The following is a 20149-nucleotide window of genomic DNA, read 5'->3' on the forward strand; positions in this document are numbered from 1 at the left end:
CAATCATGCTCGAGCCTCTGGTACGGGCAGCTCTTATCGAAGATCTTGGCAGGGCTGGAGACCTGACCTCGGACGCCATCGTGCCGAAGGACCGTCATGCGACAACCGTGCTTTCAGCGCGCCAAGCTGGAACGGTCGCAGGGCTCGACCTGGCAATGCTTGCCTTCCGGCTCATCGACCAGAACGTCGATATGAACGTGCATCGTGCGGACGGCAGTCAGGTCGCGCAAGGAGAGAGCATCGCCTCGGTGACTGGCCCGGCCCGGGCCATTCTCACCGCGGAGCGGACCGCGCTCAATTTTCTCAGCCATCTGAGCGGCATCGCCACGGCGACGGCTTCGATTGTCGATGCGATCCGCGGGCACAAAGCAAAGGTCGTCTGCACGCGCAAGACGACACCCGGCTTGCGGGCTATCGAAAAATACGCCGTGCGCGCCGGTGGCGGCTCTAATCACCGCTTCGGCTTGGACGACGCTATTCTGATCAAGGACAACCACATCGCCATAGCCGGTGGCATTCGCCCTGCCATCGAGCGGGCGCGAAGCAGCGTCGGCCATCTCGTCAAGATCGAAGTCGAGGTCGATACGCTGGCCCAGTTGGAAGAGGCCCTGGCCTTCGCGCCTGACGCTGTCCTGCTCGACAATATGCCGGTTGACGAGTTGCGCCACGCGGTCGCTGTCGTTGCCGGCCGGGCAATCACCGAGGCGTCAGGCAGGATCACGCCCGCGACGGCGCCAGCCATCGCCACGACCGGTGTCGATCTGATCTCCATCGGCTGGTTAACTCACAGTGCGCCGATCCTCGATATCGGTCTGGACTACCGGGAGCTTTGATCGTCGGACTGACCGTCGACCCGGCTCTTCTCGGCGCGGTCCGTCAGGCTCAAGCGGCCTACGTCGCCACAACGCAAGGGGAACAGCATGGAAATGCACGCAGCGATTTCGGAAAAGACCATGCCTGAGGATCAATCCTTCGACAGCGGGCGGATGTGGACCCTGGAAGAGGCCCGCACGCTGCATGATGCGCCTTTCAACGACCTGCTGTTTCAGGCGCAAACCGTTCACCGTCAGAATTTTGATCCCAACAAGGTCCAGCTCAGCCGGCTTCTCAGCATCAAGACCGGCGGATGCCCGGAGGATTGCGGCTATTGCAGCCAGTCGGCGCATCACCAGTCAGGCCTGAAGGCGTCAAAGCTGATGGAGGTCAGGCGCGTCATAGCCGAAGCGACCAAGGCGCGTGACGCCGGCGCCACCCGCTATTGTATGGGCGCGGCCTGGCGAAGCCCCAAGGCGCGCGACATGGATGCGGTCGTCGCCATGGTCGAGGCCGTCAAGGCGCTGGGCATGGAAACCTGCATGACGCTTGGCATGCTCGATCTCGAGCAGGCCGCTCGTCTGAAACGGGCTGGCCTCGACTACTACAACCACAACATCGATACGTCCGAACGCTACTACAGCGAGATCATCAGCACGCGCAGCTTTGCCGACCGGCTCGACACGCTCGAGCATGTACGCCAATCCGGTATCAAGGTCTGCTGCGGCGGCATTGTCGGCATGGGCGAAGAGCCGGTGGACCGGATCGACATGCTGGTGACGCTGGCCAATCTGCCGGAGCATCCGGAAAGCGTTCCGATCAACATGCTGATCCCGATCGCCGGCACCCCGCTTGCCGACGCCAGGCCGATCGGGCCGATCGAGTTCGTGCGCGTGATCGCGCTGGCGCGAATCATGATGCCGCAATCGCATGTCCGACTTTCGGCCGGCCGCACCGCGATGACCGACGAGATGCAGGCGCTGTGCTTTTTTGCCGGCGCCAATTCGATCTTCGTCGGCGACACGCTGCTGACGGCGGACAATCCGGGCGAGGACAAGGACACTCTGCTGTTCCGGCGCCTCGGCATCGAGCCGATGGAACTCGACACGCAATGATCGAAGCGCCGCTTGCCCGCTATGACGCGACCTTGCGCGGCCTGGCGCGCAAGGACCGGCTGCGGATGCTGGCGCCGCGTCACGGGCTCGACTTCTCGTCCAACGACTATCTCGGGCTCGCCGCTTCAAGAAGACTAGGCGACGCGGTTGCGGCGGCGATCGCACAGGGCACGCCGGTCGGCGCGACCGGGTCGCGGCTGTTGCGCGGCAATGCACCGGAGCACGAGGCCCTGGAGGCGGACGCGGCGGTGTTTTTCGGAGCCGAACGGGCGCTGTTCTTCGGCAGCGGCTATATCGCCAACTTCGCGCTGCTGACCGCCCTGCCGCAGAAGGGCGACCTTTTGATCCTCGACGAACTCGCCCATGCCAGCATGCATGAGGGGGCGCGGGCAGGACGCGCCGAGTTCAAACTCGCCGCGCATAACGACGTCGATGCTGTCGAGGATGCTATCACGCGCTGGCGCGCCGAGGGCGGCACCGGGCGCGTCTGGATCGTGGTCGAAAGCCTCTACAGCATGGATGGCGACCGCGCGCCGATGGAGGGCCTGGTCGCGCTTGCCGATCGGCACGAGGCCTTCATCGTCGTAGACGAGGCGCATGCCACCGGCGTTTGGGGGCCGGACGGCCGCGGCCTTGCCGCCACCTTCGAGGGCCGCGACAACATCGTCGCGCTCCACACCTGCGGCAAGGCGCTCGGTGCGTCCGGCGCGCTGGTCACCGGGCCGGGACTGCTGTGCGACTATCTCGTCAACCGCTGCCGGCCATTCATCTACTCCACCGCGCCATCGCCGCTGATAGCGGTGGCAGTGCGCGAGGCGATTGCCATGCTGTCCGATGAGCCGATGCGCCGTGTCCAGTTGCAGGAGCGCGTCGCCTTCGCGGGCCGCCACCTGGCCGATCGGTGCGGCGTGAAGCCCAGCGGCTCGCAGATCCAGCCCTTTATCATCGGCGATAACAGGCGCACCATGGCGGTGGCTGAGGCGCTGCAGGCGCGCGGTTTCGACATTCGCGGCATTCGTCCGCCGACGGTGCCCGAGGGCACATCGCGGCTGCGCATTGCGCTGACGCTCAACATCGGCGAGGCCGACATTTCGGCCATGGTCGAGGCGCTTGCCGAAGTGTTGGCCTCGGCATGACCAAGCGCATCGTCGTCACCGGAACAGATACCGGCATCGGCAAGACGGTATTTTCGGCCGGGCTGACCGGCCTGCTCGACGGCTTCTACTGGAAGCCGGTGCAGTCAGGTCTCGACGGCGAGACTGACAGCGAAGTCGTTAAGCGGCTCGCCGGCCTGCCGCCAGAGCGCGTGCTGCCGGAAGCCTACCGCTTGAAGAGCCCACTTTCGCCGCACCGTTCGGCCGAGATCGACGGCGTCTCGATCGAGGCGACGGACCTCTCGCTTCCGGTCGTGCCGGGTCCGCTCGTCATCGAAGGCGCGGGCGGGCTGATGGTGCCGCTCAACCGGCGGACAAGGTTCATCGACATATTCGAGCAGTGGCAACTGCCGGTCATTCTGTGCGCCCGCACTGCGCTCGGCACAATCAACCACACCCTGCTGTCGATCGAGGCGCTGCGGGCGCACTCCATCCCGCTGATCGGCGTCGCCTTCATCGGCGAAGAGGTAGCCGATACGCAAAGGACAATCGTGGAATTCGGCGGTGTGGCGCAGCTTGGCCGGCTGCCGCGGCTCGATCCGCTGACCACCGATGCGCTGAGGGCGGCGATCGTTGCCAACTTCGACCTCGGCCAAATAGCCGGAGAGGAATGATGGCGCGGTCCTCGGTCTGGCATCCGTTCACGCAGCACGCGCTCGAGCCGGCGATCCCGGTAATCGTCCGGACGGAAGGCGCCTACCTCCGCAAGGCCGACGGCACGCGCATCCTGGATGCCATCTCATCCTGGTGGGTCGTCACCCATGGCCACCGTCATCCCCGCATCATGAAGGCCATCGAGACGGCCGCGGCGAGCCTCGACCAGATCATTTTCGCGGGCTTTACCCACGAGCCGGCCGAAAGCCTGGCCAGGGCACTTGCCAGCCTCGCTCCGCCCGGCCTCGACTGGGTGTTCTATTCCGACAGCGGCTCGACCTCCGTCGAGGTCGCGCTGAAGATGGCGCTCGGCCATTTCCGCAACATTGGCGCGCCGCGCTCGCGGATCGTCGTCATGGAGCACAGCTATCATGGCGACACGATAGGCACGATGAGCGTCGGCGCCCGCGGCGTGTTCAACGCCACATACGAACCCTTGCTGTTCGAGGTCGACACCATCCCCTTCCCGGCCGCCGGGCGCGAGCAGGAGACGCTCGATCGCTTCGAGGCAGTCTCCCGCGACCGGCACGCGGCCGCGCTGATCATCGAGCCGCTCGTGCTTGGCGCCGGCGGCATGCTGATGTATCCGGCCTGGGTTCTGGCCGAGTTGAAGAAGATCGCCGAGGCCTCCGGCACGCTGCTGATCACCGACGAGGTGATGACCGGCTGGGGACGAACCGGAACCATGTTCGCCTGCGAACAGGCGTCGATCTCTCCGGACATCTTGTGCACCTCGAAGGGCCTGACCGGTGGCGCCATCCCGCTGGCGGCCACGCTTGCCACCGACGCCATCTTCCAGGCTCACTATTCCGAAGACCGGAAGAAGACCTTCTTCCATTCGAGCTCCTACACCGCCAATCCGATTGCCTGCGCGGCGGCACTCGCCAATGTCGAGATCTGGCGTGACGAGCCGGTGGCCGAGCGTATCGCGGCCCTGAGCGCGAGACAGACCGCCGGGCTTCGGCGCTTTGGCGACAATCCCTACTTCGCCCACAGTCGGGCGACCGGCACGATCGCAGCGCTCGATCTGCGCACCGGCTCCGCCGGCTATCTGGCCGAGATCGGGCCAAAACTGCGCGCTTTTTTCCTCGAGCGCGGCCTGCTCGTGCGCCCACTCGGCAATGTCCTCTACCTTCTGCCACCCTATTGCATCACCGGCGACGAGCTGGACGGGCTCTATGACGCCATCGAGGAGGCCGGCGAACGCTTCGGCGCGAAGCCATGAGCCGATCGTCGCGCCTTCTCGGGTTCGGCCATCATGCGCCCGCGCGCAAGGTCGAGAACCCGGAAATCGAAGATCGTCTCGGGCTCGAGCCCGGCTGGATCGAGCGGCGCACCGGGGTACGGTCGCGCTTCTGGGCCACGGACGAAGACACGCTGTCGGGCCTTGCCGCTCATGCCGGCGACATGGCGCTGGCGAACGCCGGCATCGACCGCAGCGACATCGGTCTTTTGTTGCTTGCCACCTCGACACCCGATCACCTGCTGCCGCCCAGCGCGCCGCTGGTCGCCCATCGGCTTGGGCTGGGGCGTGCGGGCGCGGTCGATCTGACCGGCGCCTGCGCCGGCTTCATCTATGCGCTGATGTTCGCCGACGGGTTCACCCGCCTGCACGGCAAAGCGAGCCTCGTCATAGCCGCCAACATCCTCAGCCGCCGCATCAATCCGGCCGAGCGCGCCAGCGCCGTGCTGTTTGCCGATGCCGCCGGCGCGGTGGTGATTGGCCCCTGCGAGGAACCCGACCGGGGCATTCTCGGTGCTTCGGTAGATTCGGACGGCTCGCGCTACGGACTGATCCAGATCCCAGCCGGAGGAAGCAACAAGCCGTTCCACGGTGACCTCGACATCGGGGAAACGCGGATGACGATCACCGACGGCCGCGAAGTGTTCGGCAAGGCTGTCGAGATGATGACCGCCTGCTCGCGGGATGCATTGGGCGCGGCCCGCACGCGACCGCAAGACATCGATCGGTTCGTGCCGCATCAGGCCAATGCCCGCATTTTTGATGCGGTCGGACGAAACCTCGGCATTGCAGATCACGCAGTCGTCAAGACGATCGCCGAATACGGCAATTCCTCCGCCGCGACGATCCCTTTATCGCTATCGCTTGCCCATCGGAAGCAGCCGTTCATGCCAGGTGAAAAGGTTCTTCTGGCGGCGGCGGGTGCGGGTCTCAGCGGCGGCGCCCTGGTGGTCGGGATCTAGCCGGGTTGTGGTCGCTGACGGGACAGACTGGCTATATGAGATGGCCGGGCAAACACGGCTTGACAAAGCGGCACCCGCCCGTTCAACCTGAGACATTCACCAGGGGAGTCCCGGCAAGGGGCTGAGATACTGCTGGCTTTCGCGGCGCAGTGACCCGTTGAACCTGATCCAGTTCATACTGGCGTAGGGACGGTGCAAGCGCTTTGCGGGAGTTAACGCCCGAGGTCCTGTTTCGGCAGGTCAACAGAAGCGTCTTTTCATCCTTCCGGCACAGAACTGGGTCTCCAATGCATGAGCAAAGGAGCCTCAAGATGAATGCCCTCACCCCTGCCGTGTCGACGGGACCGCTGCCCGCCTCACGCAAGATACACAAGCAAGGCACCCTCCACCCGCAGGTCAGGGTGCCGATGCGCGAAATCTCCGTGCATCCGACGGCCGGCGAGCCGCCCGTCACCGTCTACGATCCGTCCGGTCCCTATACCGACCCGACAGTCGATACCAGCATCGAAAAGGGCCTCGCCCGGCACCGCCACGAATGGATCATCGCCCGCGGAGATGTCGAGGCCTATGACGGCCGTCACGTGCGGCCGGAGGACAATGGGTTCGCGACGGGCGAGCGCCTGACGCCGGAATTTCCTATCCGCAATCGTCCGCTGCGGGCGAATGCCGGCAAGGCGGTGACCCAGCTTGCCTATGCGCGCGCCGGCATGATCACGCCCGAAATGGAATTCGTCGCCATCCGCGAGAACCTCGGCCGCGAGATGTTGCGCGGCAAGCTTCAGCGCGACGGCGAGGCCTTCGGCGCGGCGATCCCCGATTTCGTCACGCCGGAATTCGTGCGTGACGAAGTGGCGCGCGGGCGGGCGATCATTCCCGCCAACATCAATCATCCCGAGAGCGAGCCGATGATCATCGGCCGCAACTTCCTGGTCAAGATCAACGCCAATATCGGCAATTCGGCGGTCACCTCGTCGATGGCCGAAGAGGTCGAGAAGATGGTGTGGGCGATCCGCTGGGGCGCCGACACGGTGATGGATCTTTCAACGGGCCGCAACATTCACAACATCCGCGAATGGATCGTGCGCAATGCGCCGGTGCCAATCGGCACGGTGCCGCTTTACCAGGCGCTGGAAAAGGTCGGCGGCATCGCCGAGGACCTGACCTGGGAGGTGTATCGCGACACGCTGATCGAACAGGCCGAACAGGGCGTTGACTATTTCACCATTCACGCCGGCGTGCGGCTGCACTACATCCCGCTGACCGTTGACCGGGTCACGGGCATCGTCTCGCGCGGCGGCTCGATCATGGCCAAATGGTGCCTGCACCACCACCGGGAGAGCTTCCTTTACGAGCATTTCGCCGAGATCTGCGACATCTGCCGCGCCTATGACGTGTCCTTCTCGCTCGGTGACGGCCTTCGTCCGGGCTCGATCGCCGACGCCAACGACGCGGCGCAGTTCGCCGAGCTGGAAACGCTTGGAGAGCTGACGCAGATCGCCTGGGCGAAGGACTGCCAGGTGATGATCGAGGGGCCGGGCCATGTTCCCATGCACAAGATCAAGCAGAACATGGACAAGCAGCTCGCCGTCTGCGGCGAGGCGCCGTTCTATACGCTGGGACCACTGACGACCGACATCGCGCCGGGTTATGACCACATCACCTCGGGCATCGGCGCGGCGATGATCGGCTGGTTCGGCACGGCCATGCTCTGCTACGTCACGCCGAAGGAACATCTCGGCCTGCCCGACCGCAATGACGTCAAGATCGGCGTGATCACCTATAAGATCGCCGCCCATGCCGCTGATCTGGCGAAGGGGCACCCAGCGGCAAAAGTCAGGGATGATGCCCTTTCCCGCGCGCGCTTCGAGTTCCGCTGGGAGGACCAGTTCAACCTGTCGCTCGATCCCGAAACGGCGCGTTCGTTCCACGACGAGACCCTGCCCAAGGAAGCGCACAAGCTGGCGCATTTCTGCTCCATGTGCGGGCCGAAATTCTGCTCCATGCGCATTTCCCACGACATCCGGGCCGAGGCCCAGAAAGAAGGCATGGCGGCGATGGCGGCAAAATACCGCGAGGGCGGCGACCTCTATATGCCGGCCGGCGAGACCGGCGCACCGCTGACGCCACAGGCGCGTGAGCCATCATGAAGGTTCTGGTCAAAGGGGCCGGCGTCGCCGGCCTCACCGCTGCCTTCGAGCTCGCCACCCTCGGCGCGACCGTGACCGTTGCGGAGACAAGAGCTTGTGTCGGCGGCAATGCGTCCTGGTTCGCCGGCGGCATGCTGGCGCCCTGGTGCGAGCTTGAAAGTGCCGAACAGCCGGTGCTGGACCTCGGACGCGACGCTGCCGATTGGTGGGACGTGGCAACGCCCGGCCAGGTGACACGGGCCGGAACGCTGCTCGTGGCCGCACCGCGCGATGCGGGCGAGCTCGACCGCTTCGCCAGCCGCACGTCGGGTCACCGGCATGTCGATGAAGACGAAATCGCGCATCTGGAGCCCGACCTCGGCGGCCGCTTCCGCCGTGGACTTTTCTTCCCAGGCGAGGCCCACCTCGACCCGCGCCAAGCCATGGCGGCACTGCATGAAAAGCTCACAGCCATGGGTGTCGAATTCCGCTTCGGCGCCGGCGCCGGGCAGGCTCCCGGTTTTGATCGCCGGATCGACTGCACGGGAATGGCGGCGGGCGACGACAGGCTGCGCGGCGTGCGCGGCGAGATGCTGGTCCTAAGGGCGCCCGATGTCTCGCTGTCGCGCCCGGTCCGGCTGCTTCACCCGCGCTTCCCGCTCTACATCGTGCCGCGCGCCGACCACCATTTCATGCTCGGCGCGACGATGATCGAAAGCCAGTCCGGGGGGCCGATCACAGTCCGTTCGATGATGGAATTGCTCAGCGCTGCCTGCGCGCTCCATCCGGCCTTTGGCGAGGCGGGCATCATCGAAACCGGTGTCGGCGTTCGTCCGGCCTTTCCAGACAACCTGCCGCGCGTCGAAGCGAGCGGCGACACCATCGCGATCAACGGCCTCTATCGGCATGGCTTTCTCCTGGCGCCCGCCACGGCGCGCCGGGCGGCCGAAATGGCCTTCGGTTACGACGAACCATTGGAGTCTACCCATGAAACTGATCGTGAACGGCGAAGCGCATGAGGTTGCTGCCGCCACGCTGGCGGAACTGGTCGCCGCGCTCGACTATGAAGGCGATTGGCTGGCGACGGCCGTCAACAGCGACCTCGTGCACAAAGCCCATCGGGCGGAATTCCGGTTGAACGACGGCGATCGGATCGAAATTCTCTCGCCGATGCAGGGAGGCTAGCGATGTTGGAGCTTTTCGGGACGACGCTTCCCTCACGCCTGCTTCTCGGCACGGCGCAATATCCTTCGCCAGCCATCCTTGCCGATGCGGTCAAGGCTTCGGGCACCTCGGTGGTGACCGTGTCCTTGCGACGGGAGATGGCGGGCGGCCGGGCCGGCGAAAAATTCTGGTCGCTGATCCGCGCGCTCGGCACGAAAGTCCTGCCCAACACCGCCGGCTGCCACTCCGTCAAGGAAGCCGTTACCACCGCGAACATGGCGCGTGAATTGTTCGGCACGACCTGGATCAAACTCGAGGTGATCGGCAACCACGACACGCTGCAGCCGGACGTGTTCGGCTTGGTCGAGGCCGCCCGCATCCTGTGCGAGAACGGCTTTTCGGTATTCCCCTATACCACCGACGACCTCGTCGTCGCCGAGCGGCTTCTGGAGGCAGGCTGCAAGGTTCTGATGCCGTGGTGCGCGCCGATCGGTTCGGCGCTGGGGCCGGTCAACATGACGGCGCTGCGCTCGATGCGCGCCCATTTCCCCGGCGTTCCGCTGATCGTGGATGCAGGCCTCGGGCGACCATCGCATGCGGCCACAGTCATGGAACTCGGCTTTGACGCCGTGCTGTTGAACACGGCGGTCGCCAAGGCAGCCGATCCGGTCGGCATGGCGCGAGCATTCGGCAGGGCGGTCGAAGCCGGCCATGAGGCCTTCCGCTCGGGGATGCTCGAGCCGCGCGAGGTCGCCGTGCCGTCAACGCCGACCTTCGGCAGGGCGGTCTTCTCATGAAGCTCGATCCCTTCTACCTGATCGTCGACAGCGCCGCCTGGATCGAGCGGCTGGTGCCGCTCGGCGTCAAACTGGTTCAGCTTCGCATCAAGACCATGGACGAGGCTCGGCTGCGCGCAGAAATCCGCAAGGCGAAGGCTTTGTGCGTCCAGCACGACTGCCAGCTCATCGTCAACGACCACTGGCGACTGGCAATCGAGGAAGGCTGCGACTTCGTCCATCTCGGCCAGGAGGATTTGCAGGCCGCCGAACTTGCCCGGATACGGGCAGCCGGTATCAGGCTCGGGCTCAGCACCCATGATCATCTTGAACTGCAAACGGCTTTGGCCGCCAAGCCCGACTATATCGCGCTCGGCCCCGTCTACCCCACCATCCTGAAGAAGATGAAATGGGCGCCGCAAGGGCTGGAGCGGATCGGCGAGTGGAAGCGCCGGGTCGCTCCAATCCCGTTGGTTGCCATTGGCGGCCTCAACCCAGAGCGGCTCGACGGCGTTTTCGCGGCCGGCGCGGACAGCGCGGCAGTCGTCACCGACATCACGTTGAATGCCGACCCCGAAGCACGCACGCGGGAATGGATCGAACAGACGGAGCGATGGCGCTGAGGCGAGAACCGCATGTGCTTGCCGTCGGCGGTTCGGATTCCAGCGGGGGTGCCGGCATAGCGCGCGATATCGAGACGATCACTTCCATCGGCGTGCGCAGTTGCCTTGCCGTCACCGCGCTGACGGTGCAGACACACGATGCGGTGTCGGAAATCCATCATGCGCCACCAAGCCTGGTGGCCGACCAGATGCGCGCCGCGCTCCAGGCCAACGAGGTCGCTGCCATCAAGATCGGCATGCTGGCTTCCGCCGAGACCATTGTTGCCGTTTCGGCCGTGCTGCGGGAATACCCGCAGGTTCCGGCGATACTCGATCCGGTGCTCGCCTCCACGTCAGGCCGGGCGCTGCTGGAGGCCGATGCCGTTGGCGTCATGCATGATCTGATGCCGCTTTGCCGCCTGGTCACGCCCAATCTCATCGAGTTGGCGCTTCTTGCCAGCGCGGAGCGCGCCGTCGACGATGTTGGCGCAATCAGGCAGGGCCGGCAATTGCTGGCCGCGGGTGCGCAGGCCCTGCTCATCAAAGGCGGTCACGCATCGGGACCTCGGTCGATCGATATTCTGCTACGACGTGATCAACAGCCTGTCCGCTTCGACGCGCCGCGTCTTGCTGCGTCGATGCGTGGAACGGGATGCATGCTGGCCAGCGCGATTGCGGCGCATCTGGCGAAGGGCTACCCGCTTGACGACAGCGTGCGCAAAGGCAAGCTGCTTGTTTTCGGGAGCTTTCAGAAGATCGAAGCAGGTTGACCAACGTTTTTCCTCGCGGTCCAAGAATCGACCTTCGTCATTTAGATTTTGGTAGGCCCGGAAGGCAACCTCAAGACTTTGATTTAATTATCTTTTTCGTGGCCACAGGTCAGACATTCTTCCCGTATTGTCCCGTATGGTTCCGCGACGGCTGCACGCTCAAAAACTGGCCATCGCTATGCTCCTTCGCGCCAGATCCAGGCTCTGGTCTTTCGATGGTCCGCTCTTATGCGAGCGACCACCAGTTGCCGCCGAGCAACTCCGGCCTGACGTTTAGCAAGCAGACGTTGAGCAGCTTTCAGATCGGCGGTGTCAACACTCTCGCTGAATGGAGCGTAGGTTTCGGCAAGCACGTGACGAGTCATGTCACCTCTTCTGACTGCAACCGAGAGGCTGATTTTGTTTGGCCATCGACTCGACGGGAACTTTTACACCCATTCTGCCCCTCCAAACTTGCCTACGAGGCCTCGGTGGACCCGAGTGGTCGCTCTCAATATAAATGTGAGTCCCAAAGGCGCTTCGGCTTTGTGAGGCCGTGCGCGACATGCTCCGTGGGTGCGGCCGCGGCCATCGATCAACACGACCGCCTTCTCCGGGCGATGGCCGACCCGCTTCACCGACGCCTTTGCCGCCGGCGACGAACGCTCTTCCTCCGTCGAGTCTCAAATACCTATCCGTGGGGCGTGAGGTTCCAACCTTACTCAGCTTTACCCAACCCGACGCCCAAAAGGCCTGTTTGAGACAAAAAAATGACGGGTAGCTTACACCCACTGCCGCCAATGAAGCAGTGATCAACGTCAACGAACAAGGGGAATCTGCTGATGTCAACCGATAGCCGACAAATGAATCGCCGCCGATTCCTTCACAACCTCGCTTTCGCCTCCACGGCCATTGCGACGGGACCGGGCAGCTGGGTAATCCGTCCTGATTGGGCAAATGCGGCGGAAGGTTCTATCAAGATTGGCGTCGCCACAGACCTTACGGGTTCGCTTGCATTCAATGGCAATACCGATGCGAATGTAGCGCGCATGCTCGTAAAAGAGATCAATGACGCCGGTGGCTTGTTGGGACGCCCTGTCGAACTTCTGATCGAAGACACGGCTTCGAACGAGTCGGTGGCGGTCGGCAACGTCCGCAAGCTGATTCAGCGAGACAACGTCGACATGGTGGTCGGTGGCATTGCCAGCTCAATGCGCAATGCCATCAAAGACGTCATCATTTCACGTGGCAAGACGCTCTACATCTACCCACAGGCCTATGAAGGCAAAGAATGTACGCCATACCTATTTTGCACCGGCCCGGTGCCGGCACAAAATTGCGACAAATTCATCCCCTGGCTGATCAAAAATGGCGGTAAGCGTTTTGCTCTACCAGGTTCCAATTATATCTGGCCTCAAACAATCAATGCCTATGCCAGAAAGGTTATCGAAGATAACGGCGGAGAGGTGATTTTCGAAGAATATTATCCGACGGATCAGGTGGAATTCTCCGCCACGGTCAGTCGTGTCATATCTAACAAAGTGGATGTAGTATTCAACACGATCATCCCTCCCGGCGTTGGCTCATTCTTCAAGCAGCTCTACCAGGCTGGATTTTCCCAAAACGGCGGCCGCGTAGGCTGTGTATACTACGACGAGAACCTGCTTGATATGAACCAGTTTGAAGAGATCGAAGGCCTTGCCAGCAGCCTTGATTACTATAAGTCGTTGACAGACGAGGATCCGGTGAGCGCCAAGATCCAGGCTGCTTACGAGAAGCAGTTTCCTGGCAAGTTTCGGTTCTCGGCAGGCAGCGCCGCCACCGGGGTTTATCGGGGATTGAAGCTTTGGGAAGCCGCCGTAACAGAGGCTGGGACGGTTGAGCGAGAGGCGGTGGCCGCCGCCTTGGACCATGCCAAGATTGCGGAAGGTCCGGGCGGGCCGGCCGAAATGGTGCCCGGTAAGCGCCATTGCAAGATGAATATGTACATCGGTGTAGCGAAAAACGGCCAGTACCAAATTGCGGCGAGGAGCGACGGCCTTGTTGACCCGAAGGAATGCTGAATGACAAAGGCATCTTCGAGGGATAACGAAAAATGCTTCGACTGGTTGACGCCCCACCCATGCCTACGACAGAAACAGATGAACCTGACAGACTCCGTCCGGCATTGTTAAAAATAGAAGCGTCCTTGCTTATCGCTGGCGCCATTGTACCATTCCTTCTGCCTGATTACATCACCATCTACGCTACACGCGTACTTATACTATGCTTGTTCGCCATTTCATTTGATTTAGTCTGGGGTTATGCAGGCATACTAAGCTTAGGCCAGTCGCTGTTCTTCGGCATGGGCGGCTATGCCGTTGCGCTGATCGCACGTGATGCAAACGTAGCATCGATATTTGTCGTTCTCCCCGTCGGATTCGTTGTTGGCCTCGTTGCTGCATTGTTGCTCGCAGGCTTCCTGTTGCTCGGACGTCACCCAACAAGCGTGGTTTTCGTCTCGCTAGGTACCATGACAGGCGCCTACGCTGCCGATAGATTTGCTCGAGGATCGCAATACCTGGGTGGGCAGAATGGGATACCTTCGATTCAGTTGATGACGATCGGCCCCTACGAACTGAACGAAGGACCCACTTTCTACTACCTTGCGCTCGGCATTTTGGTCGTCGTCTATCTCCTGTGCCGCTTCATGTTGCGCTCGCAGTTTGGGCTCGCACTCGCGGGGTTGCGCGAAAATGAGCAGCGGATTGCCTTTTTTGGGTATCGTGCACAGCACCTTAAGGCGATCATCTTTGCGGTTAGCGGTGCGATCGCTGGTGTTGCTGGCAGCCTATACGCGTTCCACGAGGGGTTTGTATGGACGAACATGCTGGGCGTCGTGATGTCGACCCAGGTTGTTCTTTATGTTTTGTTTGGCGGATCCGGCACGCTTGTTGGAGCTGTGATCGGCACTCTCGTCATTGAGGCGTTGAGCTATTGGCTGTCGAATGCTTTCCAAGATATCTGGCCAGTTGTTCTCGGCGTGCTCTTGCTGCTCGTAATCATGTTCCGACCTGCTGGGTTGATCAGTTTCGTGGCGAGCGAACGCGAGCGCGTCGGAACCTTCGGTCGACCGAAAAAGCGAGGCAACCGTGGTGCTGCTTGAGACAACCGCTATCCAAAAAAGTTTCGGAAAGCTCGTCGCGTTGGATGGCGCGGCGCTCACAGTCGGTCAAAGCGAGTTCCATGGTCTGATTGGACCGAACGGATCCGGCAAGAGCACGCTAATGAAGTGTGTGGCCGGCGCCGAGACGCCCTCCAAAGGTCGAGTGAAGTTCTCTGGGATTGACATTACTGATGCGTCTCCCGCAGCGCGTGCGCGCGCCGGCCTCAGCCTGAAGTTCCAGATCACTAGTATCCTGCCCGCCCTCACGCTTTACGACAACATTTTGCTCGCTCTACAGGCGAAATCGTCACTCGTGGGCCTGATCTTTTCGCGCAGTCGTGGTGTTCTGCACGACCGTGTGATGGGCATGCTGGAGCAGTTTCGCCTCGCGGCGCGTGCTTACCAGCCCGCGTCGGCACTCTCTCATGGCCAGCAACAGTGGCTTGAGATCGCCATGGCACTTGCGGCCGAGCCCAAGCTCTTGCTGCTCGACGAACCTACGGGGGGCATGAGCCTTGAGGAGCGCCGGGTCACCGGCGATTTGCTGCGGCCTATTAAGCAAAAATGCTCCCTCATCATTGTCGAACACGACCTCGATTTTATTCGGGATGTTTGCGACCGACTCACCGTACTCGATCAGGGCAATGTCATCTGCTCTGGCACGGTTCAAGAGGTCCAGGCCGATCCTCGTGTTCAAGAGGTGTATCTGCGCCGTGCTTGAAGACAATCTGCTCGATATCACCGACCTCGATGCTGGATATGGCGGCAGCCAGGTTCTGTTTGGCGTGGGAATGCAAATACCCCGGCGGGGTGGCACCGCCGTGCTTGGTCGCAACGGTGCCGGAAAAACCACGCTAATGAAGGCAATCATTGGGGAGTTGCCGTTGCGCGGGGGCGCCGTCAGCCTCGACAGTCGTGAGCTAGGGCCACTTCCCACCGAACAGCGTGTCCGACTCGGCCTTGGCTACGTGCCGCAAGAGCACGCGGTATTCGCGCGCCTCTCCGTGCGCGACAATCTAGCTGTAGGTATGCTTTCGACCCGAGACCAAGAGGCCCTCGACCGCGTTCTTACCACCTTTCCAAAGCTCGGCCACCGCTTGGGTCAGGCTGCTGGCACACTTTCTGGCGGTGAGCGTAAGATGCTGGCAATCGCACGGGCTCTGCTGGCCAATCCGCGAGTATTGCTGCTCGATGAGCCGACGGAAGGCGTTTGGATCGGTGTAGTCGAGGAGATCACGGAACGCCTGATCGATCTCGCCAAAGACATCGCGGTAATCGTAGTGGAGCAGCATCTGGACCTTGCGCTTCGGGTCGCCAGCCAAGCCTATGTTCTTGACCGCGGGCGTGTCGCGATTTCGGGCCCTTCACATGGCCTGCGCGATGACCCGCGCCTGTTGGCGTATTTGGCGCCTTAGAGGCCATAACTCAACAAGCGCCAAGATGCAGTTCCCAGTCGACTAGCGGAGAGTTCGAGCAATGCCAGGTTCAATGCGGGAGTTTGTTAAAACATGCGACGTGGTCGACGTTCATGAGCATCATATGCCTCAGATCACACTTGACCGCGACGTCAATCTCTTGAGGCTGTTTCGGCAGAGCTATGCGGCCTGGACGAGCGACGTGCTTCCATCGGAGCCGAAGGCCACCGGCGACATTATATCGAATACCGTCCAACCCACGACCTGGGAAGCTCTATCCCCTTACTTGGAACGAAGCTACTCAAACGCGTTCGTACGCAACCTGGTCCGCGGCGTTTCCCACCTTTACGAGGTTGGCGACCACGGTATCACTCGTGAAAACTGGGAAGCGGTAGATGCCGCGGTACGCGCTCACCACAAGGACGTGAAATGGCCAAGTGAAGTAATCAGACGCGCGGGCATAAAGAGGATAGTGACGGACTCTTTCCTTGACCCGATTTCGGACCTGCGCCCACAGCTGGGCGATCGCTACACCGCGGTGCTCCGCTTCAATGCGTTCGCCTTTGGATGGCACCCGGAATCGCTTGATCACAACGGAAATTCCGCTCATTCAATGCTCGCGCGGCTTGGCATGGAAGTGAGGACTTTCGACGACTATTGTACGGCCATTCGCGAGCTTGTCGCCGGGTGTCGTGGACGAAATCAAGTTGCACTTAAGAACGCACTCGCCTACGACCGGGACGTAAATTTCGACGAGCCCAATGAAGAGCTTGCTCGCCGGGCCTGGGGACAGCTCTCACCCTCTGCTGCAGAGCGCAAGGCGTTTGGCGATTTCGTCGTAGACCTGTTCTGCCAACTAGCAGGTGAGTTGGATTTGCCTGTCCAGACTCACTTGGGGACTGCGATCTTAAAGGGGTCGCATCCATTGCGGATGGCGGGATTAATCGAACGTCACCCTCGTACGCGATTCCTCCTTATGCATTTGGCATATCCCTGGAGCCGCGATTTGCTGGGCATGGCGTTCGTATACCGGAATGTCTGGCTCGATTTGTGTTGGTCTTTTCTACTGAGTCCATCCCATTTCAAGCTGGCATTCCACGAAGCCATCGAAGTCTTGCCTGATCACTCGCGAATGATGATCGGAGGAGACTGCGTGCACGTCGAGGAATCGTATGCCGCCATAGAAAGCGCGCGAAACCTGATTGGCGATGTGCTGCATGAGAAGATTGCGGACGGTTACTGGCACTTGCGCCATGCGGAGCGCTTGGCGACACGGGTACTCTCCGAAAACGCGGCGGAATTTTTCGGATTGACTTCGTAGCAGGAGTGGTGTGGGCGCCCCAGTGATTGGCGCCTTAGCCCACACGAAACCAAGTCGTTCTAGTGGACGGCGCCTAAACCTGAACTCTGCAGAAACTCCGAGGTTAGCAACATGGATACGCTGATTGTCGCCCTGTTCGAGATCCTGAGCTTTGGCGCCATCGTCGTATTGGTGGTGCTCGGGCTCGGGATCATTGCAAGCATGATGGGCATTTTCAATTTCGCGCAGGGCGAGTTTGTCCTGCTTGGCGCATACGTCACCTATCTCGTGCATAGCACCGGTTTGCCGGTCATTGTCGGTATGTTAGTCGCGCCGTTCATCGTCGGCGCGCTGGGGCTGGTGCTGGAGAAGCTGGTAGTCCGGCGTTTCTACGCGGCACCTATAGTTGCCATGCTCGGAACTTATGCGCTGGGTCTAATTATAAGGGAAGTCGTCCGCGGTCTTATCGGCGGACTCTACCTTTCGGTACCCGAGCCGATCGGTGGTTCGATTGATATCGGTACGTTGCATTTTGCGACCTGGCGCTGCTTAATCATCATTGTCACAGCACTTGTCATGGCAGGCAGTTACGCTCTGCTTGCGTGCACGTCCTTCGGTCTACGTATCCGCGCATCGCTGGAGAACCCGTCTTTAGCGCGTGCATCCGGTATCTCGAGCAGCGTGGTCTACAGCGTTACGTTTGCATTCGGAGCTGCGTTGGCCGGGCTCGCGGGCGCCCTGATCGTGCCTGTGTTCTCGCTGTTCGCCGATCTTGGCATTCGCTTTCTTATCCAGGGGTTTGTCGCGGTCATGGTGGGCGGCGTTGGATCCTTTGCGGGCCCCGTTGCCGGAGCTAGCGTGATCGGCACGCTCAGCGCGGCGCTGCCTTGGGTCATGGCACCTGTGATCGCCGATGTTTTGGTGTTCGTCCTCGCAATTATCTTCGTCAAGTTCCGCCCCCAAGGTTTGGTGGCGGGGAGAGCGGTCTAGCGCTATTTAGGCAGGTTCGCCGAGATGATCTGAAGCGGGGGCGGCAGCGGATTCTGCTTTTCCGCCTTTTGGGCGAGCGCGGGATTTTGAGTAGGGCGTAGGCCACCACCGTCTTCCAAGCATGTCGATGAGCGGGTCCATGACGGACCGCCGAGGTGGTCGAGGCCCGAGTTCCTCCTTCATTCGCCGAGGGACCTGCTTCGTGGATCCCGCGCGCGCGATCTGTGCCATCTGATCTTTCGTGGCAATTGTCAAAGCCTTCCAACGGAGCCTCTGAATTGCCTTCTAGCCGATAGTCGGCTGTCGAGAGGCGGTCGTATCTCGGAGACAGCGCGGCGAGCTCTGTCCTTGACGGACATTTGTATGCGCAAAGGCCAAGTCTGTGAAATTGCTCAACTTTACCCAACTCGACGTTCAAAAGCTGTTTGACCAAAAAGAATGGCGGGTAGCTTTCACCCGCTGCCGCCAATGAGCAGTGATCAACGTCAACGAACGAATAGGGGACCCGCTGATGTCAGCCGATAGCCGACAAATGAATCGACGCCGATTCCTTCATAACTTCGCCTTCGCCTCTGCAGCCATTGCGACGGGACCAGGCAGCTGGGTGATCCGTCCCGGCTGGGCTAACGCTGCTGAAGGACCGATCAAGCTTGGTATCGCTACTGATCTTACAGGTTCGCTAGGGTTTCTCGGCAACACTGACGCCAACGTCGCTCGCATGGTCGTTAAAGAGATCAACGATGCCGGCGGCCTATTGGGTCGCCCGATCGAGCTGTTGATCGAGGACACGGCCTCAGATGAAGCAGTCGCGGTCGGCAACGTTCGCAAGCTAATTCAGCGAGACAAGGTCGACATTGTGCTCGGAGGCATCTCGAGCTCGATGCGCAACGCCATCAAGGATGTGATCATCTCACGTGGCAAGACGCTTTACATCTATCCGGAGGGCTATGAGGGCAAAGAATGCACGCCCTATCTGTTCTGTACCGGCCCGGTACCGGCTCAGAATTGCGATCAGTTCATTCCGTGGCTGATCCAGAATGGCGGCAAGCGGTTCGCGATGCCGGGTTCCAACTACGTGTGGCCACAAACGATCAACGCATATGCGCGGAAGCTGGTCGAAAAGAACGGGGGCGAGGTTGTTTTCGAAGAATACTATCCGATGGACCAGGTTGATTTCTCATCGACCGTAAGCCGCATCATCTCCAACAAGATCGATGTCGTATTCAACACGATCGTTCCGCCCGGTGTGGGCTCCCTCTTCAAACAACTTCACCAAGCGGGCTTTACCAAGAATGGCGGTCGGCTTGGCTGCACATATTATGACGAAATCAATCTCGAGATGAACCAGGCTGACGAGATCGAAGGACTTGCTAGTAGCCTCGATTACTACAGGTCATTGGCAGACGAGGATCCGGTCAGCGCCAGGATCCAGGCTGCTTACGAGAAGCAGTTTCCTGGCAAGTTTCGGTTCTCGGCAGGCAGCGCCGCCACCGGGGTTTATCGGGGACTGAAGCTTTGGGAAGCCGCCGTAACAGAGGCTGGGACGGTTGAGCGAGAGGCGGTGGCCGCCGCCCTGGACCATGCCAAGATTGCGGAAGGTCCGGGCGGGCCGGCCGAAATGGTGCCCGGTAAGCGTCATTGCAAGATGAATATGTACATCGGTGTAGCAAAGGGTGGCAGATACGAGGTGGTCTCGCGAAGCAATGGCCTCGTCGACCCGGGGGAGTGCTAAATAACGTGCTAGCTGGAAGCCGCACTACGCACTGAATGTTGTGAGCGATCCATTACTACGCGAGATCAATCCATGCCGGTAGAAACGGCTCGCAGCATAACGCCGGCGTCGTCGCTGGTGGCCATGGTGGCGCGGAGCTTCCAGTCCATGATACAGCGCGAACAGTCGTCCAGCGCGGGGGAGAGGCAAAACCAGTCCCTCCCCTTCAA

Annotated in this window: 19 protein-coding genes and 1 riboswitch; all 19 genes read left to right on the plus strand. The window is 61.4% G+C overall.

What is annotated here, in order from left to right; all coding sequences use genetic code 11:
* The first annotated feature begins 5 nt into the window (after window positions 1–5).
* The 19 genes from nadC (at window position 6) to ACH196_RS21225 (ending at window position 19940) form a co-directional block, all read left to right on the plus strand.
* Window positions 6–833, plus strand: coding sequence for a carboxylating nicotinate-nucleotide diphosphorylase (gene nadC, locus ACH196_RS21135; RefSeq protein ID WP_396648967.1), 828 nt, complete (start codon window positions 6–8; stop codon window positions 831–833).
* An 87-nt stretch (window positions 834–920) separates the two neighbouring features.
* On the plus strand, window positions 921–1928 hold the full coding sequence (gene bioB, locus ACH196_RS21140) for a biotin synthase BioB (protein ID WP_396648903.1): 1008 nt from the start codon (window positions 921–923) through the stop codon (window positions 1926–1928).
* On the plus strand, window positions 1925–3064 hold the full coding sequence (locus tag ACH196_RS21145; RefSeq protein WP_396648904.1) for an 8-amino-7-oxononanoate synthase: 1140 nt from the start codon (window positions 1925–1927) through the stop codon (window positions 3062–3064). Before bioB ends, ACH196_RS21145 begins: the two co-directional genes overlap by 4 nt.
* Entirely contained in the window at window positions 3061–3696 is a 636-nt protein-coding gene (gene bioD, locus ACH196_RS21150) for a dethiobiotin synthase (RefSeq protein WP_396648905.1), read from the plus strand. The genes ACH196_RS21145 and bioD overlap by 4 nt, the downstream gene beginning before the upstream one ends.
* Window positions 3696–4961: an adenosylmethionine--8-amino-7-oxononanoate transaminase gene (locus tag ACH196_RS21155; protein ID WP_396648906.1), complete on the plus strand. Its 1266-nt coding sequence runs from the start codon at window positions 3696–3698 to the stop codon at window positions 4959–4961. The genes bioD and ACH196_RS21155 overlap by 1 nt, the downstream gene beginning before the upstream one ends.
* Complete coding sequence (locus tag ACH196_RS21160; RefSeq protein WP_396648907.1) at window positions 4958–5941, plus strand: beta-ketoacyl-ACP synthase III; 984 nt, start codon at window positions 4958–4960, stop codon at window positions 5939–5941. The genes ACH196_RS21155 and ACH196_RS21160 overlap by 4 nt, the downstream gene beginning before the upstream one ends.
* A 91-nt stretch (window positions 5942–6032) precedes the next feature.
* Window positions 6033–6149, plus strand: a riboswitch (TPP riboswitch).
* 103 nt (window positions 6150–6252) lie between these two features.
* Window positions 6253–8088 carry a phosphomethylpyrimidine synthase ThiC gene (gene thiC / locus ACH196_RS21165; RefSeq protein WP_396648908.1) on the plus strand — a complete coding sequence of 612 codons (1836 nt, stop codon included), beginning with the start codon at window positions 6253–6255 and terminating at the stop codon, window positions 8086–8088.
* Entirely contained in the window at window positions 8085–9086 is a 1002-nt protein-coding gene (gene thiO, locus ACH196_RS21170; RefSeq protein ID WP_396648909.1) for a glycine oxidase ThiO, read from the plus strand. Before thiC ends, thiO begins: the two co-directional genes overlap by 4 nt.
* Window positions 9055–9252 carry a sulfur carrier protein ThiS gene (gene thiS / locus ACH196_RS21175; RefSeq protein WP_396648910.1) on the plus strand — a complete coding sequence of 66 codons (198 nt, stop codon included), beginning with the start codon at window positions 9055–9057 and terminating at the stop codon, window positions 9250–9252. The genes thiO and thiS overlap by 32 nt, the downstream gene beginning before the upstream one ends.
* A 2-nt stretch (window positions 9253–9254) precedes the next feature.
* Complete coding sequence (locus ACH196_RS21180; RefSeq protein ID WP_396648911.1) at window positions 9255–10028, plus strand: thiazole synthase; 774 nt, start codon at window positions 9255–9257, stop codon at window positions 10026–10028.
* Window positions 10025–10630, plus strand: coding sequence for a thiamine phosphate synthase (locus tag ACH196_RS21185; protein ID WP_396648912.1), 606 nt, complete (start codon window positions 10025–10027; stop codon window positions 10628–10630). Before ACH196_RS21180 ends, ACH196_RS21185 begins: the two co-directional genes overlap by 4 nt.
* The gene (locus ACH196_RS21190; protein WP_396648968.1) at window positions 10621–11379 is read left to right on the plus strand and encodes a hydroxymethylpyrimidine/phosphomethylpyrimidine kinase; all 759 of its coding nucleotides are present in this window, start codon (window positions 10621–10623) and stop codon (window positions 11377–11379) included. Before ACH196_RS21185 ends, ACH196_RS21190 begins: the two co-directional genes overlap by 10 nt.
* A gap of 821 nt (window positions 11380–12200) precedes the next feature.
* The gene (locus ACH196_RS21195) at window positions 12201–13421 is read left to right on the plus strand and encodes a substrate-binding protein (RefSeq protein ID WP_396648913.1); all 1221 of its coding nucleotides are present in this window, start codon (window positions 12201–12203) and stop codon (window positions 13419–13421) included.
* Between the two features lie 59 nt (window positions 13422–13480).
* Entirely contained in the window at window positions 13481–14503 is a 1023-nt protein-coding gene (locus tag ACH196_RS21200; protein WP_396648969.1) for a branched-chain amino acid ABC transporter permease, read from the plus strand.
* Entirely contained in the window at window positions 14490–15224 is a 735-nt protein-coding gene (locus ACH196_RS21205; protein WP_396648914.1) for an ABC transporter ATP-binding protein, read from the plus strand. Before ACH196_RS21200 ends, ACH196_RS21205 begins: the two co-directional genes overlap by 14 nt.
* Window positions 15217–15918 (plus strand): ABC transporter ATP-binding protein, encoded by a 702-nt coding sequence (locus ACH196_RS21210; protein ID WP_396648915.1) that lies wholly within the window; start codon window positions 15217–15219, stop codon window positions 15916–15918. The genes ACH196_RS21205 and ACH196_RS21210 overlap by 8 nt, the downstream gene beginning before the upstream one ends.
* Window positions 15919–15979: 61 nt before the next feature.
* Window positions 15980–17239, plus strand: coding sequence for an amidohydrolase family protein (locus ACH196_RS21215; RefSeq protein ID WP_396648916.1), 1260 nt, complete (start codon window positions 15980–15982; stop codon window positions 17237–17239).
* Window positions 17240–17350: 111 nt separating this feature from the next.
* Entirely contained in the window at window positions 17351–18208 is an 858-nt protein-coding gene (locus tag ACH196_RS21220) for a branched-chain amino acid ABC transporter permease (RefSeq protein ID WP_396648917.1), read from the plus strand.
* Window positions 18209–18719: 511 nt separating this feature from the next.
* Window positions 18720–19940 carry a substrate-binding protein gene (locus ACH196_RS21225; protein WP_396648918.1) on the plus strand — a complete coding sequence of 407 codons (1221 nt, stop codon included), beginning with the start codon at window positions 18720–18722 and terminating at the stop codon, window positions 19938–19940.
* The last annotated feature ends 209 nt before the right edge of the window (window positions 19941–20149 follow it).

The sequence above is a fragment of the Mesorhizobium sp. IMUNJ 23232 genome, assembly GCF_044326205.1.
Lineage (GTDB): Bacteria > Pseudomonadota > Alphaproteobacteria > Rhizobiales > Rhizobiaceae > Kumtagia.

Excerpts from the sequence above, each read along its gene's own strand:
- bioD (WP_396648905.1), top strand. The coding sequence starts at position 3,061 with ATGACCAAGCGCATCGTCGTCACCGGAACAGATACCGGCATCGGCAAG.
- bioB (WP_396648903.1), top strand. The coding sequence starts at position 921 with ATGGAAATGCACGCAGCGATTTCGGAAAAGACCATGCCTGAGGATCAA.
- ACH196_RS21220 (WP_396648917.1), top strand. The coding sequence starts at position 17,351 with ATGGATACGCTGATTGTCGCCCTGTTCGAGATCCTGAGCTTTGGCGCC.
- thiO (WP_396648909.1), top strand. The coding sequence starts at position 8,085 with ATGAAGGTTCTGGTCAAAGGGGCCGGCGTCGCCGGCCTCACCGCTGCC.
- thiS (WP_396648910.1), top strand. The coding sequence starts at position 9,055 with ATGAAACTGATCGTGAACGGCGAAGCGCATGAGGTTGCTGCCGCCACG.
- nadC (WP_396648967.1), top strand. The coding sequence starts at position 6 with ATGCTCGAGCCTCTGGTACGGGCAGCTCTTATCGAAGATCTTGGCAGG.
- ACH196_RS21180 (WP_396648911.1), top strand. The coding sequence starts at position 9,255 with ATGTTGGAGCTTTTCGGGACGACGCTTCCCTCACGCCTGCTTCTCGGC.
- ACH196_RS21155 (WP_396648906.1), top strand. The coding sequence starts at position 3,696 with ATGGCGCGGTCCTCGGTCTGGCATCCGTTCACGCAGCACGCGCTCGAG.
- ACH196_RS21215 (WP_396648916.1), top strand. The coding sequence starts at position 15,980 with ATGCCAGGTTCAATGCGGGAGTTTGTTAAAACATGCGACGTGGTCGAC.
- ACH196_RS21190 (WP_396648968.1), top strand. The coding sequence starts at position 10,621 with ATGGCGCTGAGGCGAGAACCGCATGTGCTTGCCGTCGGCGGTTCGGAT.
- ACH196_RS21145 (WP_396648904.1), top strand. The coding sequence starts at position 1,925 with ATGATCGAAGCGCCGCTTGCCCGCTATGACGCGACCTTGCGCGGCCTG.
- ACH196_RS21160 (WP_396648907.1), top strand. The coding sequence starts at position 4,958 with ATGAGCCGATCGTCGCGCCTTCTCGGGTTCGGCCATCATGCGCCCGCG.
- ACH196_RS21200 (WP_396648969.1), top strand. The coding sequence starts at position 13,481 with ATGCCTACGACAGAAACAGATGAACCTGACAGACTCCGTCCGGCATTG.
- ACH196_RS21195 (WP_396648913.1), top strand. The coding sequence starts at position 12,201 with ATGTCAACCGATAGCCGACAAATGAATCGCCGCCGATTCCTTCACAAC.
- ACH196_RS21185 (WP_396648912.1), top strand. The coding sequence starts at position 10,025 with ATGAAGCTCGATCCCTTCTACCTGATCGTCGACAGCGCCGCCTGGATC.
- ACH196_RS21225 (WP_396648918.1), top strand. The coding sequence starts at position 18,720 with ATGTCAGCCGATAGCCGACAAATGAATCGACGCCGATTCCTTCATAAC.
- thiC (WP_396648908.1), top strand. The coding sequence starts at position 6,253 with ATGAATGCCCTCACCCCTGCCGTGTCGACGGGACCGCTGCCCGCCTCA.